The organism is Affinundibacterium seohonense (assembly GCF_014284305.1).
Classification (GTDB): domain Bacteria; phylum Pseudomonadota; class Gammaproteobacteria; order Burkholderiales; family Burkholderiaceae_D; genus Undibacterium; species Undibacterium seohonense.
Window position 1 is genome coordinate 63,994 of record NZ_JACOFW010000001.1, and the last position, 15,429, is coordinate 79,422.

Consider the following 15,429-nt stretch of genomic DNA (forward strand, 5'->3'; position numbering starts at 1 on the left):
TGAAATGTTATGTCAGATAATTCAGAGTATCGTTGTGGTTATATCGCCATTGTTGGGCGTCCTAATGTCGGTAAATCGACTCTGATGAATGCGTTGATTGGTGCTAAGGTCAGTATTACCTCGCGTAAAGCACAGACTACTCGTCATCGGATTACAGGGATTCAAACCAAAGACAATACACAATTTGTTTATGTCGATACTCCTGGTTTTCAAACACGCCACTCAAATCCTCTAAATAGGACTTTGAATCGTACAGTGACGAATACCTTGATGGCCTCTGACGTCATTTTGTATATTATTGAAGCGGGAACCTTTGGTGCTGCCGATCAACAAGTCATTGATTTATTACCTAAGAATGTTCCTTGCATCTTGGTGATCAATAAATCCGATCGAGTCAAAGATAAAGCGATTTTGATGCCTTTCGCACAGAAGGTTATGTCTCTATTTCCGTTCGCTGCAGTGGTTCCAGTCTCTGCGACGTTGAAGTTTCAGTTAGATAATTTAGAACGAGAAACTAGAAAATATTTACCACTGAATCCGCCAGTTTTTGGTGAGGATGATATTACAGATCGTAGTGAGAAATTTCTCGCAACCGAAATCGTTCGGGAGAAATTGTTTCGGTTTGTTGGTGATGAGCTGCCGTACACTAGTACAGTTTTAATCGAGAAATTTGAACAAGAGGGAAATTTGCGCCGCATATTTGTGGCCATTTTGGTGGATCGTGATGGGCACAAATCGATGGTGATCGGAAATAAGGGCGCTCGCCTAAAGGATATCTCCACACAATCTCGACAAGATATGGAGAAGTTGTTCGGTGGTCCCGTTTATCTCGAAATCTGGATCAAGGTCAAATCCGGTTGGGCTGATAACGAGGCTGGTTTGCGTGCCTATGGCTACGAGTAGTGATCGCGTATTAGTGAGAATTTGATTGGATAAAGAGCTAAATGCTGCGTTGACGATCCCTAAACGCAGAACGCGTAGTATTACTGAATTGAGTTCGGCTAGTGTCCTTACTTTATCTTCTCCCGCAAAAAAAAATGTAAAAGATGGTCGGGTCTTACATCAACCCGCATTTGTTCTTCATTCTTATCCATACAAAGAAACCAGTTTAATCGTCGATGTGTTTACTCGTGAATTCGGACGATTATCCTTGGTTGCTAAGGGCGCCAAACGTCCGACGTCCGCCTTGCGCAGTGTGCTGCAAACTTTTCAACCTTTGAATATTTCCTGGACTGGCAAGTCGGAGATTCGTACCCTGACGGTTGCTGAATGGGTTGGTGGTATGCTTCCTTTGGAAAAAACAGCCTTACTATGCGGCTTTTATTTGAATGAGCTATTAGTAAAATTTTTGGTGCGAGATGAAATCAACACCATCTTATTTGATTCCTATGTTTCGACATTAAATCAGCTAGCTCATAACGAAACAGCCGCAATTGTATTGCGTAAATTTGAGCTTATACTTTTACAACAGGCTGGCCTGCTCGGCGATTTGAGTTATTGTGTCAGCTCGCGAGCGAAAATTAGTGCCAATGAACTTTATGTGCTAGAGCCCGGTGTTGGAGTGCGCGAGGGAGGGCTTGGTGAAAATCTGCCTCGAGTATCCGGTAAAACATTATTGGATATGATTAATGGGGATTATGTGGATCCGCAGACACAGGCACAAAGCAAGCAATTAATGCGCTTTCTATTGAGTTTTCATTTGCATGGTGCGCCGTTAAATACCCGTCAAATTTTAATTGATTTACAAAAGCTATGAACATACACGGACAAACACAGAGCATTGATTTAGGAATTAATATCGATCACGTTGCGACGTTGAGAAATGCGCGCGGTACGATTTATCCAGAACCGCTTAAAGCAGCTTTGCTAGCAGAAGAGGCAGGAGCGGATTGCATTACATTGCATCTGCGTGAAGATCGCCGACACATCAAAGATAAGGACGTTGAAGAAATACGCCCGCGTTTGTTAACTCGTATGAATCTGGAAGCTGCTGTGACGCAGGAGATGATTGATTTCGCTTGCCATATTCGACCCCAAGATGTGTGCTTGGTGCCTGAGCGCCGCGAAGAGGTGACCACTGAGGGTGGTTTGGACGTAATTCGTTTTTATAAGCAAGTTGAGGCGGCGACTAAGCAATTGCAACAAGAAGGTATTCGCGTCAGTTTGTTTATTGATGCTGATCGCCAGCAAATTCAGGCCGCCCGTGATTTGGGTGCGCCAGTCATTGAGCTACATACAGGTCGCTATGCTGACGCACATGATGCGTCCACCCAATCAGGTGAATTAGCCAGAATTGCGGAGGGTGTCGATTTTGCTCAAAGTCTAGGGCTTAAAGTTAATGCAGGACATGGCCTGCACTTTACCAATACACAAGCGATAGCAGCGATTCGCGGCATTTCAGAGCTAAATATTGGTCATGCAATCGTTGCGCAGGCGATCTTTGTCGGCTGGCAAAAAGCCATCGCCGATATGAAAGCGCTGATGGTGAAGGCGAGACTGGATGCCAAATGATTTTTGGTATTGGTACTGACATTGTCAAAATCTCGCGCATTCAAGCGGCATTAGAGCGCCATCCTCAGCGCTTCGTGGAGAAGATTTTAGGTGTAGACGAGCAAGTCATTTATCAACAGCGCGCAGTGCAATCACAGCGCCGTGCGCTTCTATTCTTAGCTACCCGTTTTGCGGCAAAAGAGGCCTTCTCAAAGGCCATAGGTTTGGGCGTGCGACACCCAATGAACTGGCATTCATTGCAAATTTTGAGTGCGGAGTTGGGGCGTCCAGAATTGCATTGGCAAGGTGAATTGGCGGCATGGATGTCGTCAAGAAATCTATCCGCGCATTTATCGATGTCTGACGAAGATGAGTTTGCAATTGCTTATGTCATCGTGGAGCAGTGCATGGACGACATAGTTGCAGGTAGGCGTGTGAGTGGTCATACATCGGATCTTCATCATGAGTAAAGACATCGTCAGCACTCCCGCAGATGTGTTGGAATTGGTCGCTGCGCTTCCGAATTTGCCTGGCGTTTATCGTTATTTTGATAGTAATGATCAAGTGCTATATGTCGGTAAAGCGCGCGACTTGAAAAAACGAGTCTCTAGTTATTTTCAAAAAAATCTCAGTAGTCCACGGATTGCCATGATGGTCGCAAAGATCGCGCGTCTCGAGACAACGGTTACGCGTAGCGAAGCAGAAGCTTTGATCTTGGAAAATAATTTGATCAAAGCACTCAAGCCACGATATAACATTTTATTTCGTGACGATAAGTCTTATCCGTATCTCAAAATCACACAAGAAGAAACACCGCGCATGACTTACTTTCGCGGAGCGATTGATAAGAAACATCAGTACTTTGGGCCGTTTCCATCGGCGTGGGCGGTAAAAGAGTCAATGCAGTTATTGCAGAAAATTTTCTTGTTGCGCAGCTGCGAAGATAGTGTTTTTGCCAATCGTACCCGACCATGTTTGCTGCATCAAATTCATCGTTGCAGTGCTCCCTGCGTCGATTTTATTTCCGCGCAAGACTACCAAGCTGATGTGGAAAATGCGGCCAATTTTTTACGCGGTCGGCAGTCCGAAGTGCTGGCGAAGTTAGAACAGAAAATGCTCGGCTACGCACAAGATTTGGCGTTTGAAAAAGCGGCTATTGTGCGCAATCAAATGTCTGCATTATCAAAAGTTTTGCATCAGCAAAGTATGGAGTTAGCTGGTGATGCTGATATCGATATTATTGCTGTCGCGGTTGACGGTGGTCGTGCGTGTGTTAATTTAGCGATGGTTCGAGGCGGCCGCCATTTAGGTGATCGCTCTTATTTCCCTAGTCATCTCGAATTGGCGCAAGCTGCACTGAGTGAAGCGATAGAAGTGGAAGTCATGATCGCATTTATTGCGCAGCACTATATTGATCAATTCATACCTAGCCAAATTATCTTGAACGTGGAAATTGATGTGCCTGAATTGCTATTGGCATTGATGGAGCAATGTGGGCATCGAATTCATCTTAGTTTTCAACCACAAGAACAAAAACGCGCTTGGTTGGAAATGGCAGAAAAAGGCGCAAGTTTAGCACTGGCACGTGCGTTGTCGGAGCAGGGCGCGCAGCAACTACGAACGAAAGCATTGCTCGATGCATTGGACATCGAAGTACTAGATATAGATCAATTTCGTATCGAGTGTTTTGATATTAGCCATACACATGGCGAAGCCACGCAAGCTTCTTGTGTGGTGTTTCATCACCACGCTATGCAAAATGCTGAATATCGGCGTTTCAATATTAAGGACATTACGCCCGGTGATGATTACGCAGCGATGCGTCAGGTGATTTATCGTCGGTTTGAAAAGTTTGGTATCGCCAACGAAGATCACATCGACATTGCCGCGATCATGCCGGATATTGTTTTGATCGATGGTGGCAAAGGTCAGGTGGAAGTTGCAAGACAAGTGTTTGAAGAGTTGGGATTGGACGTCAGCTTGATCGTCGGTGTCGCCAAAGGTGAAGGGCGCAAAGTTGGTCTCGAAACTTTGGTGTTCGTTGACGGCAGAGAACCGAAAGAGTTGGGCAAGGAATCCGCGGCTTTAATGCTCATCGCACAAGTGCGAGATGAAGCACATCGTTTTGCCATCACAGGAATGCGAGCCAAGCGCGCTAAGGCACGACAAACATCGAAGCTGGAAGATATCGATGGTATCGGTCCAAAACGTCGCCAGCGCTTGCTGACACGTTTTGGCGGTATTAAAGGAGTTGAGGATGCCAGTGTCGAAGATTTGATGGCGGTAGAAGGCATTTCGCGAGCTCTTGCAGAGGAAATTTATCAGCGCTTGCGATAATCTCGTTTTCGTTGCTTTGGTTTGCAATTTCTCAAATTAAATGTCAGAGAAAGCTCAAGGCAAAATATAATGTAGTGAATTTCCAAATGATCTCAAAAAATGCCATTCAATTTCCCCATCTTGTTAACTTGGTTACGTGTAGCACTGATTCCTTTGGTGGTTGGTGTTTTCTATTTGCCAGACACCGTTCTCAGTCCATTTGAAAAAAATTTAGCGGCAACCTTGATTTTTATTGTTGCCGCATTGACCGATTGGCTGGATGGTTTTTTAGCGCGACGTTGGGATCAGACTTCGGCATTTGGGGCCTTCTTGGATCCGGTTGCCGATAAATTGATGGTTGCTGGCGCCTTGCTGGTTTTGGTGCAGTGGAATCGTGTTAATGCGGTCATCGCATTCATTATCATTGGACGCGAAATTACGATTTCTGCGTTGCGTGAGTGGATGGCGCAGATTGGGGCATCAAAGTCAGTCGCAGTGAGTTCACTAGGTAAAATTAAAACGGCAGCGCAGATGGTGGCAATTCCGATGTTGCTTTTTTATGGTGACTTGTTTGGTGTGATTGATACCATCATGTGGGGGCAGGTCTTATTGTTGGTTGCTGCGGTGTTGACTGTTTGGTCGATGTTTTATTATTTGCAGAAAGCTTGGCCGCTGATCAAAGAAAAAGCTGATCAACTTATGGATCATAAATCTTGACAACTTTTTCTGGTGCTATATAATGCACGGCTGTTGTCGCAATGCGGGAGTAGCTCAGTTGGTAGAGCGCAACCTTGCCAAGGTTGAGGTCGAGAGTTCGAGACTCTTCTCCCGCTCCAAGTTTTTTTGGAGTGGCGATGTAGTAAAGAAATGCGATGCGGGAGTAGCTCAGTTGGTAGAGCGCAACCTTGCCAAGGTTGAGGTCGAGAGTTCGAGACTCTTCTCCCGCTCCAAGTTTTTTTTGGGAATGGCGTTGTAGAAGTTAGAAGTAATATGCGGGAGTAGCTCAGTTGGTAGAGCGCAACCTTGCCAAGGTTGAGGTCGAGAGTTCGAGACTCTTCTCCCGCTCCAGAATTTGAAGGGGAGCACAGCTTCCCTTTTTCATTAGTAAGTTGTTCCGCTTTTTATTTGTGTTAGGTTGAAAATGCACAAATAAAATAGCAACCCTTGGCGGGGTAGCAAAGTGGTTATGCAGCGGCCTGCAAAGCCGTAGACGCCGGTTCGATCCCGACCCCCGCCTCCAAGAATTTTGATAGTTAAGTTTCGAACTGTCATTAAGTAACAAGCTAGCAAATTGCTAGAAGCAAGTTGAGTGCCCGAGTGGTGAAACTGGTAGACACATCGGACTTAAAATCCGCCGCTTTCCGTAAAAGGGGCGTGCCGGTTCAATTCCGGCCTCGGGCACCATTAGTTTGTTTTAAGTAGTCCCAAGTAGTCCAATAACCCGCCTTACTCACTATGAGAATGCGGGTTTTTTGTCGCCTAAAGGTTTTTAACGTCCATTTACATCCAGCGAATTGTGGGGGTAACATTGGGGGTAAGTTCACTTACCCCTAATCACTCCTGCAAAAAGTTACCCCCAAGAGGTGCGAAATGCTCACTGATACCGCTATAAAAAATGCGAAGCACGGCGATAAAACTATCAAGATGTACGATGAAGGCGGTTTATATTTGTTGCTTCATCCCGCAAATGGGAAAGGGGGTAAATGGTGGCGTTTTAAGTACCGCTTTGAAGGTAAGGAAAAACTATTGTCGTTTGGTACCTACCCTGAGGTTTCACTTAAGGATGCCCGTAATCGCCGCGATGAGGCAAAAAAGCTTTTAGCAAACAACGAAGATCCAGCTGAAGTTAGAAAGGCTCAAAACGCCGTAAAACAGATTGATGCTGCAAGTACGTTTGAGGCCGTTGCTATGGAGTGGTTTAAGTTGAAGATTATGCCATTATCCGCGAGTCACTCAGGGCGCACTTTGGCTTACCTAAAAAACGACCTAATTCCATACCTTGGTCAAATTCCCATTGACGAAATTAAAGCACCGGCCCTACTGGAGTGCCTACGTCGTATCGCTGCCCGAAAAAATAAGCAGGGTAAGCCCGTTACAGAAACTGCAAACCGTGTTCGCGAGCAGATGGGACAATTATGGCGATATGCAATTGCTACCGGTAAAGCCGAACGCGATATCGCTGCTGATTTGCGTGGTGCGTTAGAGGCGCATGTACAAAAGAACTTTTCGCACATTACAGATCCCAAGCTTCTTGGACTACTGCTACGCGATATTGAAGGATATGGCGGCGCGCCGGTTACAGTCGCTGCACTTCGAATTTTACCTATGGTATTCACTCGTCCCATGGAATTGAGGACAGCACGTTGGGCTGACATTAACTTTGAAACGAAAGAGTGGCGTTTCTTTAGTTCAAAGACAAAGATCGATCATATCGTGCCGCTAGCATCGCAGGTAGTTGAACAGCTGAAGTCATTGTATTCGATCACAGGTATGGGGGAGTATGTTTTTGGAGTGCGATCAGGGTTGCGCCCATTATCTGAAATTACAATTAATCAGGCTCTGAAGTCTTTGGGGTATGGCAGCGACATCATTCACCCTCACGGCTTTAGACATACTGCTGCGACAATGTTGGCTGAGATGGGTTGGGATGAGAATACAATCGATCGCCAACTATCTCATTTAGTCCAGGGAGTTAAGGGCGTGTATCAAAAGGCAAAGTATATCGATGATCGTCGTAAAATGATGCAAGCATGGGCGGACTACCTTGATCAGCTCAAACTGGGAGCGCAAGTTATATCGTTAAAAACAGCCTGATTGTTTTCAATTGCACCATCACGCTTACTAAGTCATCACCTTTTTTCGGGCAGACATAGTGATGACTCTTGAAAAGCTCGTAAAAATGTACTTTACACAGGCTCAGTGAATGTATTGCGATTGCGGGTATCCTTTTTGTAGTTGCGTAGCGATGATTCCACGCGATGAAATTGCTTTAGATTTCTTGTGCTTGGTGATTTTTTCTTTGATTTCGCTCTTGCAAAAAGCTCGTTGACCTGGTGGTGCAACGAAGCGGTAGTAGTAATCTGGTTTGCAGATGTAACCAATAACGCGTTCCTTCAGGTTGTTAATCATCGCGATGTCACTTCGATGGATCATCCCAATATAACAGTTGTCATGTCCTGCATATTTTTCGTTAAGATTAATCGACGTACCTCTGCCTTGAGTGATAACGTTATTCCAATTTCTGCATAAGATCTCTGCAATTGAAATTCCCTGGCGTACCCTTGACCCGTCTAAAAAAATCACAACGTGATGATGAAACGTTTTCTGTGGCTTGAATTCTGTTTTGACTATGTACGCGCATAGTTCATTGTTGCGAAATATGGCACCTAGGCTTTTGATGAAATTTGCACGATGTTCAAAACACTCGTGCTTACTTACGGCGGATAAGTCGTTAGATAAATATTTATAGTTGCGTAAGTAGCCTAAGTCGATTCGGACAACAAGCAGCCTTGATCGTTGTCTAAATAAATGGTCAACCAGACGAAAGCAGCCACGCAAGTTCTTGAGCGAAGAGCGGTTGTGAGATTTACATTTTTTTGCAAACTTGAGTGACTGCGCTTTTTTCTGAATAAATTGAACACATGCATTGAGTTGATTCAGCAAGTGATCCGCTTTACCCTGATGATTGTGTAGGTCGGCAATAGTTAACAAATCCAGTTGGTATCTCTTTATGGCCCCGATAAACAATAAATAGCTAGGGTGAAAAGCGTGTGATGGGTTCTTCGTTTGGATGGCAATTGGACTTACTGGGCTCTTTAGCAATAAAGCCAGAAACTTCTTGCCTAAGCGATCGCCATGAACCTGTCTAAGTTGTGGGCGACTCTGACAGTTTAGCCAAAATCTGTGGTGAAGAATGTCATCATTTTTTAGTTCATGTATTAATTTCTCGATCCTAAAGAGTGTAGTGTAGTAATCAAATTCTGACGTTAAAGCATGTGTTGTTTCTTTATCCTCTTGGACTAAAGTGAGTGAAGCATTGAAAAAAAGATGCTCATTGACTCGCTCAATTTCAGTAATGCTATCCATTGTAGACATCCCTAATGTTGTGTTGCGTCACGTGTGATGATTTTGTTGTCCTTTGTCCTGATGAAGTCAATTCGGTGCTGATTATTGCTAAGTCCGTTACCAATGGCTTAATAGTTGTATATGGTCTAGTTGATTAGTATATTTAAATATTCTATTTTATTAGTTACAAATATTTTCTTTCTGTTATTTACGCGAAATGGCCTAAATTTATACCTAGGCTCGATAAAAAAAGTGGGAATGCTAGCCTATACGTGGCCTGAAAGTTAGTGTCGTATTTCTGTCATTAATTTGTGAAACTGTGGTTGCCAAAAAATAGGTTTTATCGATAAGAATACGAGAATTTCCTTTCCATTTAGCTGCTACGAATGCTACACGTAGCATTCGTAGCAGTTGGTTGTTGGTTAATAACTGATGTATGGGTTGTATTGCAATGCGTTAATGTTTAATTGCACCAAATTTGTACCAGTGCTTGGATCTAATAACAGTTGAATGCCGCCGACACTCATCAACGTCGCTAATGCTTTTTTCAGGCGCATTGCATTACGCGTTGAATTCGGGCCATACTTAAGAATAAGGTTTACTTTCGTTACGAATTCTTGACGGTCACAGTATCGTGCAATAAGCCACTCATGAATCTTCATTGCGTCGTGCATTTCCTGCGTGACTTTCGGTTTTGAGAAGCAACGGCTGAACTCATTTAAATACCAGTTCGCCAATGTTGTAGCTTTGCACATGATTTCAAATGTGATTGCACCTGTTTTGTTTTCATAAATATGAAAAAGTGCGGCTAAACGCGCAGCCTGTTCTGCACTTTTGGATGCGCCATCACGAACGTCAGAGTAACACGCTCCCGGACTCATGAAACTTTCAACCATATTTGCATAACGAACCCATTCGTTTTTTGCATCATGCGAAAACGTTAGAACTTGCTTGTCAGTTAAAATGCTGTCTGACGAAGACAAAATTTGAGCAGTACGATTCTGAAACAGCTTTAAATTGGCAAGTTCTGGTGCAGCCGAAGTGTGCAAAAAACGTTGTCCTTGCGTTGAAACAGGATACGAAAAAAGACAACGTGCTAAATATCCGCAGTCGCGTGCGATACTGTTTGGATCATTGACAAATTTTGACAGTGATTTTTCCTGTACAGCAATGGAAAATGTCAGACTTTTGTCTCTTGATACAAAACTTGAATCATCACGACGATTAACATATACATCCGTGCCATCCCAATATCCGTTTAGCATGGGAAGGTCAGCCATGGCTCGGCCATTCAAAATAAGACCACCTTCATCGGAGATCAGTCCTGCGGAAGGTGTTTTTGAATATAGATGCCAAGAAACCGCTTCTGGCGTTGCATCGCGAAGTATGTACTGTGTTGACTTGGGCGCAATTGGCTTCCTTTGGTTATGTATGTCCAGTTCGGCTTGAGTTGATTCGGCCAGTTTCAGGTCTCCATCCTTTGCTGCCGCTGAAAGTATTCTTTTGAGCGATTTCTTTTGTTCTGTCCAAACCGCATTTTTGCTTTCGTACTTATTGATTTCGTCATCAAGTAACGCCTCGCTCAGCTTTTCAGCATCGTAGAAAGGCTTCATGAATAATTTATCGACAGTTGATTTGCGTTCACCTGACGGTGCACATGTCAGTACGAAGAGATTAATGGGAATGATTTTGCCAATGGGGAGTTCCACATTCGCCGAATGTTGACTGGCTAGAGACATTGCTGTTAAAGCGCCAGCGGCCACCAAAGGTATTGGTGCTTGGGTGGCATGACCTACATCAAAAATCGCATTTCTTAGAATTTCCGGAAGGACCTCAATTGGGTACGGTGCGTTAAACATTTTTCACCTCAACTGTGTTATTGATTTTCAACGATTGTGCAGCATCGCGTTCTGCGATTTTGGTTTGTACCCAGCTCAAAACTTCGCCCAAAGGCCAACCGCGTGAACGCTTAGAGATTGCAATTGGCTTTGGAAACGTGGGATCGTAGCGTTCATCCTTAGGGTCTAGCTTTGCATAAACCGATGCTCTACTTAAGCATGTAATTGCAATAACTTTTGGCATACGAATTATATGAATGGATTTCATTGCTTCAGTAACCAGGTTGTGATCCACCAAGTTTTCAAATTTTGGCTTTGTTGTTGAATCGTCGAACTTTGGGTTCGTCAGTAAGTTTGACGAAGCTTCAATATTTGTCTCTTCTGCAGTTATAAAAATTTTAGAGAGATTGGCTTTTGAAAGGCCTTTAGACTGCATATTGAAATTGTTTCTCATGTTTTATCCTTTTAGATGCTGAAATTCATTAAATTTGTTAAAAATATATTGTAAATGGCCACTCTTTCGGTCGAAAAAAACCGATGGAGGTAGATCAAACTTCTGGGGACATAGGGCCGAGGATTTTCTTTGAAAATCTGGCAGACATGATTTGAAAATTTCTGACTATTGAAACGTCGAAAAAATCAAATGATGGTGCTTTGAACACCACGCGATGGGGCTGTTGAATGAGAAAAATTGAATTTCAAATAACAGCGGGGGGGAGGTCCTTCGTTAAATTCGTACTGCATTAACATGCAGGTATGTGCAGGTATTTTCCTTTCCTTTGTTTTCCAAATTTATTTAATCGGACATTTCATGGGTTTTAATTTAATTGATGGTCATGTGAAAAGCAAGAAATTTTTTAGATTTCGCCGATGTTTTTTGAGGTCGATCCTATTTTAATATTCACCAGAGATTGTTCGCTTGTTGCATAAGTCGTCCCGAAATTAAAGACGAAAATCTCCTGGCGTCTATCTTGGTTTTTTGGGGTATTTTATCGACGAAATCTGAAAAGGGATTACTCGACCAGATTTGTGTTTGGTGCCTGCTGATCACGAAGGCGATTCCGTAACTTGTCCCTTAGTTCGATTTTCCTACCGTCAGATAAATTATGAGATTGGCTTCCATGATTTGCTGGTATTTCCTCAGATACGGAGAAAAACTCTTCCAGCAATCCTGTCAGATCTTCACTTGATTCCTCGAATGCACCATTGATAAATCCACCGCGCGCAGCGGTGTCAAGCTCAGATTGCAAGTAACCTGATTGCTTTCGTTGATTGTCCAACATCTTGGCATTTTCGATCGCATCCATTAATTTCATTCCGTCCCGAATAGTGATGTCGACATAGTAAATTGGTGCACGATAGCTTTGTGTTGTACTTTTTCCCCTTAGTTTCAATTCTAAAGGTAAGCACGACAATAAATTACCTGACAAAGCTTGATAGTAATGCAATCGCGCTGTGAGACTGCGAATACTATTGAACCCAGTCGTTCTAAAAATGAACGTGCCTAATTCGTCATCGTCACCCAGCACGACATTCAATCGGCCATAGGGCTTACATGCGCCGCCCTTAGCCAGTTCGCATAAATCAGGGGAAGGGCAGGGTAAGGATTGGATGCCTTCGCCAGTAAAGCGACGGCATGTCTCGCCATTACCAACGCATAATGGACGACCAGATTTTCGGTCAAATAGGCTGTATTCAGCACGTAGATTTAAATCAGGTTCGTTAAACAGCAGCCGGATCGGAATAGATCGAATTTTTCCGTTACTGGATTCTTTGCGCAAAGCTTCGTCGATTGGATGATTGACCCAACCATCTGCGTTTTGCACCTGTGAAGTGATCGTGAATTGATCATCTTTCTCTGGCAGTCTCTTGCCATTTTTTTCGACCACGCGGCCAATGCTGATGCGGCCTAATATTGGTGGCGTGATTGCAAGTCCTTTAATCATGTTCATCTCCAAAAAAGAATGCCCATGCAGTTGCACGGGCAGAGTAATGTTGTAAAAAATTGCGGTTGTTTTTGAATGCGAAGTGCTTCTAGGTAGCGATAAGAAATCGCCGGTTGCCAGGACGAACTAATGGATATTTGCTGATAAGATCAGGAATCTCTTTTAGCGCAGCGCTAATATCAAGTACTACCGAGTCTTTGCTTCGCTTCCAAGAGACGGTTCCAGTTTCAAATGTCGCTCGGCTAGCAGTGCCCATCTTTTGCTGTATGGTTTGTTTAAGTTCTGCTTCAATCTTTTCTCGGCTGTCAATTTCATTTCGGATCGTGACTAAGTCAGCGAAAATAGATGACATGGTGCGATCTGCCGTGAAATCGAGCGTATCGCCGGAATCATGTGGAAAGAGACACTGCAAGGCTAATGCAGACGACTCAGATCCATCGACGGGTGGCGGTGTATCACTTTCGACAAATGACCAGAAACGTCGCTCTAATTCGATCAGGCGTTCAATCAAGATATCGTCGCGTTCGATACGGTATATCCTAATCTCTTGACCACAGATCAGGACACAAACATCTGCTGCAGATTTACCTGTGACCGCTAGTTGATGCTGTACCTGACACTGTACATATTCTGGAACGCCCTCACGCCAAAGCCGAGCACCAAACTCCCCAGCTGTTTTGCATTCAAGCACTTGTACGTCGTCGCTTCCAACGACCACGTAGTCAAGATTGGCAAGCATCCATGCTTTGTCTGGATCAGGATGCTGAAGAACGGCGTTGATCTTCCGAACACGATTACCTGATTTCTTTGTATAGTGTGCAGCGACAATCGGCTCTAAGAGTGATCCCCAGTACATCGGAGATGATTCATCGTTGACCTCTTGTTTGGGTAAGGCTTGCTCACGCCCAGTCTTGATCATCCAAAGTTCCAGCGGTGACTGATAAGGATTCAGCCCAACAGCGGTTGCAGCATCGCTGCTTCCTATACCGCGCTTTCTAACGTTTAGCCATTCTTCTCTGCTTAAATCTTTCGTTGATACCAAACGCAAAGCAGGGCGGTTGGTGCGTACTTCTGCTAATTGGTTCATGCTATCGATTCCTTTAAGAATAAAAAACGACTGAGGGATTAGCTCAGCCGTTTCTTGTTGTGTGTTGACATGTAGATTAACTAATCATCTGTATTGCATGATCGAGCGCACGTTGTTTTAATGTCGCTCCTTGCCCAAACCATGCCGAGTCAATCCGGTACTCTGGACTTCTGGCGCGCTTTTCGTGATCGACGTATTCAGTAATTGCGCAGAGTAAGCCCCATGCGGTTCCTGATGCAGCACCAAGTTCAGCGCCTCGGCCATGACCTTCATACATTGCCTGCACTTTCTTCAATGCGCGCTCGTTGACAAGACCCTGTGAGACATCGCTTTGACTATCGGACTGGCACAAAACCTTGAGAAAATAATTCATCGACTCATGGCTTTTGACTTTGCGTTCAGACAAGGTCTTCATGCGGTACATGAAGCTATCCCACTGCGAAACCGCGATACCCAATTGCTTTTTCACGCTGTGTGCGTCAAACGAGGTGCTGTGTGGTACTTTGATAGCACTGGTGGCGCCATTGATCGCTAAAGCCAGCGTGTTATTGCAGACAACACGAATCGTGGTTGGTGTTGCTGTGGTTGCCAATGTGCCGTCACACGACGTGGCGAGTAGGATGTATCCCTTCACAACGTCATTACCTTTTAATACGCTTTCTTTACCAGTCTTTGCTAGTGCCCAGAATTTCTTGCCTGCCTTTAGTACACCCGCTGTTTCTAGTTCAAATCCAGAAATTTCTGTGAGGTCTCGATAGAATTCAAGAACCTCTTTCGGTTGAACGACTTGGTAGCGTCCGCCAACGACTGAGAGTGGTGCTTTTGTATCGCTTCGGTAAAGAACTTTCTGGTCGTCAAATGACATGATGGAGCCGAGTGATCCTGCTTGCTCTGCCATGTAGCGTACGGGTGTTTCGCAGATTTCCCAGTCCATGCCAGCATTCTTCGCCCATACATCAATCGATTGTTTTCGGGGTAACAGATTACCTAATTCGTGCCAAGGTTTTTGTCCTGTGTAAGCCATAGTTTGTACAAGGTGTGCCATGGTAAATTTCCTTTAAATGAGGTTTGATTCAATATTGAATTATTCGAGTAATTGAAGTGGTTGATTAAAGTGCGCATCACAGTCAAGGCAGTGATAATTGTCGAGATAACGGTCGTCAATTACCTCGCCAATTTTTGCACCGGCAATCCCGCCCGCAGCGCCGCCAACAAGTGCACCAATAATTGCCCCTGCTACTGTTCCTAGTGCCATGCCAGGCGGTCCTGCGACGGCACCTAATAAGCCACCAACGCGAGCACCGCTGATTGCCGCACTAACTCCATTGACTGAGCCGCCGACTGCGCCAATGATTCCGGCTGAATTGCGGGCTATGTTTTTTGTGGTGATGCGACTAGATTGACAATGTGGACATTGAATAGTCATTGACGAACTCCTTTTGATGATAAGTGAATGAATTGCCTTGGCACCGATTTGATGTAAAGACATTGCAGAAGACAACAAAAAGCCAACTGACCAATCCGCGTTTGGATGGTCAGTTGGCTTTTATGTGTGGTGGTAATAAAGTTGCGGCTTTACTTTCCGCTAAAGGTCAATGGAAGTATATGTGACCAAAAATTATTCAAAAGGGTGGTAGTTCCACTTTTGGGAAATGGAGAAGTCGGCTTAGTACATAATTATTGGCAC

General features: G+C 44.3%; 15 protein-coding genes and 5 tRNA genes. 13 read left to right on the forward strand and 7 right to left on the reverse strand.

Features of this window, described 5'->3' with window-relative positions; translation table 11 throughout:
• Window positions 1–9: 9 nt before the first annotated feature.
• The 12 genes from era to H8K52_RS00315 all read left to right on the forward strand — a co-directional run bounded on the left by era (window position 10) and on the right by H8K52_RS00315 (window position 7,620).
• Complete coding sequence (gene era / locus H8K52_RS00260) at window positions 10–903, forward strand: GTPase Era (protein ID WP_186920517.1); 894 nt, start codon at window positions 10–12, stop codon at window positions 901–903.
• Between the two features lie 79 nt (window positions 904–982).
• Window positions 983–1,756 (forward strand): DNA repair protein RecO, encoded by a 774-nt coding sequence (gene recO / locus H8K52_RS00265; RefSeq protein ID WP_343044120.1) that lies wholly within the window; start codon window positions 983–985, stop codon window positions 1,754–1,756.
• On the forward strand, window positions 1,753–2,511 hold the full coding sequence (gene pdxJ / locus H8K52_RS00270; protein WP_186920519.1) for a pyridoxine 5'-phosphate synthase: 759 nt from the start codon (window positions 1,753–1,755) through the stop codon (window positions 2,509–2,511). The genes recO and pdxJ overlap by 4 nt, the downstream gene beginning before the upstream one ends.
• A complete protein-coding gene (gene acpS, locus H8K52_RS00275; protein WP_186920520.1) occupies window positions 2,508–2,960 on the forward strand; it encodes a holo-ACP synthase in 453 nt (150 codons plus the stop codon). Before pdxJ ends, acpS begins: the two co-directional genes overlap by 4 nt.
• On the forward strand, window positions 2,953–4,827 hold the full coding sequence (uvrC, locus tag H8K52_RS00280; protein ID WP_186920521.1) for an excinuclease ABC subunit UvrC: 1,875 nt from the start codon (window positions 2,953–2,955) through the stop codon (window positions 4,825–4,827). Before acpS ends, uvrC begins: the two co-directional genes overlap by 8 nt.
• Window positions 4,828–4,926: 99 nt before the next feature.
• Window positions 4,927–5,523 (forward strand): CDP-diacylglycerol--glycerol-3-phosphate 3-phosphatidyltransferase, encoded by a 597-nt coding sequence (gene pgsA, locus H8K52_RS00285; protein ID WP_186920522.1) that lies wholly within the window; start codon window positions 4,927–4,929, stop codon window positions 5,521–5,523.
• A 43-nt stretch (window positions 5,524–5,566) separates the two neighbouring features.
• A tRNA-Gly gene (locus H8K52_RS00290) sits at window positions 5,567–5,642 on the forward strand.
• Between the two features lie 38 nt (window positions 5,643–5,680).
• A tRNA-Gly gene (locus H8K52_RS00295) sits at window positions 5,681–5,756 on the forward strand.
• Between the two features lie 42 nt (window positions 5,757–5,798).
• Window positions 5,799–5,874 (forward strand) — tRNA-Gly (locus H8K52_RS00300).
• 98 nt (window positions 5,875–5,972) lie between these two features.
• Window positions 5,973–6,046, forward strand: a tRNA-Cys gene (locus H8K52_RS00305).
• Window positions 6,047–6,117: 71 nt separating this feature from the next.
• Window positions 6,118–6,210: transfer RNA gene (locus H8K52_RS00310), tRNA-Leu, on the forward strand.
• A gap of 186 nt (window positions 6,211–6,396) precedes the next feature.
• The gene (locus H8K52_RS00315; RefSeq protein ID WP_186920523.1) at window positions 6,397–7,620 is read left to right on the forward strand and encodes a tyrosine-type recombinase/integrase; all 1,224 of its coding nucleotides are present in this window, start codon (window positions 6,397–6,399) and stop codon (window positions 7,618–7,620) included.
• Window positions 7,621–7,722: 102 nt separating this feature from the next.
• Here the strand turns inward: H8K52_RS00315 and H8K52_RS00320 are convergent, their stop codons facing one another.
• The 7 genes from H8K52_RS00320 to H8K52_RS00350 form a co-directional block, all read right to left on the reverse strand.
• Window positions 7,723–8,892 (reverse strand): YagK/YfjJ domain-containing protein, encoded by a 1,170-nt coding sequence (locus H8K52_RS00320; protein ID WP_186920524.1) that lies wholly within the window; start codon window positions 8,890–8,892, stop codon window positions 7,723–7,725.
• Between the two features lie 401 nt (window positions 8,893–9,293).
• Window positions 9,294–10,730, reverse strand: a complete 1,437-nt coding sequence (locus H8K52_RS00325; RefSeq protein WP_186920525.1) for a YfjI family protein — start codon at window positions 10,728–10,730, stop codon at window positions 9,294–9,296.
• A complete protein-coding gene (locus tag H8K52_RS00330) occupies window positions 10,723–11,163 on the reverse strand; it encodes a helix-turn-helix transcriptional regulator (protein ID WP_186920526.1) in 441 nt (146 codons plus the stop codon). Before H8K52_RS00330 ends, H8K52_RS00325 begins: the two co-directional genes overlap by 8 nt.
• A 559-nt stretch (window positions 11,164–11,722) precedes the next feature.
• Window positions 11,723–12,655, reverse strand: a complete 933-nt coding sequence (locus H8K52_RS00335; RefSeq protein ID WP_186920527.1) for a recombination directionality factor — start codon at window positions 12,653–12,655, stop codon at window positions 11,723–11,725.
• Between the two features lie 88 nt (window positions 12,656–12,743).
• The gene (locus H8K52_RS00340; protein WP_186920528.1) at window positions 12,744–13,742 is read right to left on the reverse strand and encodes a YqaJ viral recombinase family nuclease; all 999 of its coding nucleotides are present in this window, start codon (window positions 13,740–13,742) and stop codon (window positions 12,744–12,746) included.
• Window positions 13,743–13,818: 76 nt separating this feature from the next.
• The gene (locus H8K52_RS00345) at window positions 13,819–14,787 is read right to left on the reverse strand and encodes a DUF932 domain-containing protein (RefSeq protein ID WP_186920529.1); all 969 of its coding nucleotides are present in this window, start codon (window positions 14,785–14,787) and stop codon (window positions 13,819–13,821) included.
• A 39-nt stretch (window positions 14,788–14,826) separates the two neighbouring features.
• Window positions 14,827–15,168, reverse strand: a complete 342-nt coding sequence (locus tag H8K52_RS00350; protein WP_186920531.1) for a hypothetical protein — start codon at window positions 15,166–15,168, stop codon at window positions 14,827–14,829.
• Between the two features lie 62 nt (window positions 15,169–15,230).
• Between H8K52_RS00350 and H8K52_RS21510 the strand changes: the two genes are divergently transcribed.
• Window positions 15,231–15,353 carry a hypothetical protein gene (locus tag H8K52_RS21510; RefSeq protein ID WP_281387900.1) on the forward strand — a complete coding sequence of 41 codons (123 nt, stop codon included), beginning with the start codon at window positions 15,231–15,233 and terminating at the stop codon, window positions 15,351–15,353.
• Window positions 15,354–15,429: the final 76 nt, after the last annotated feature.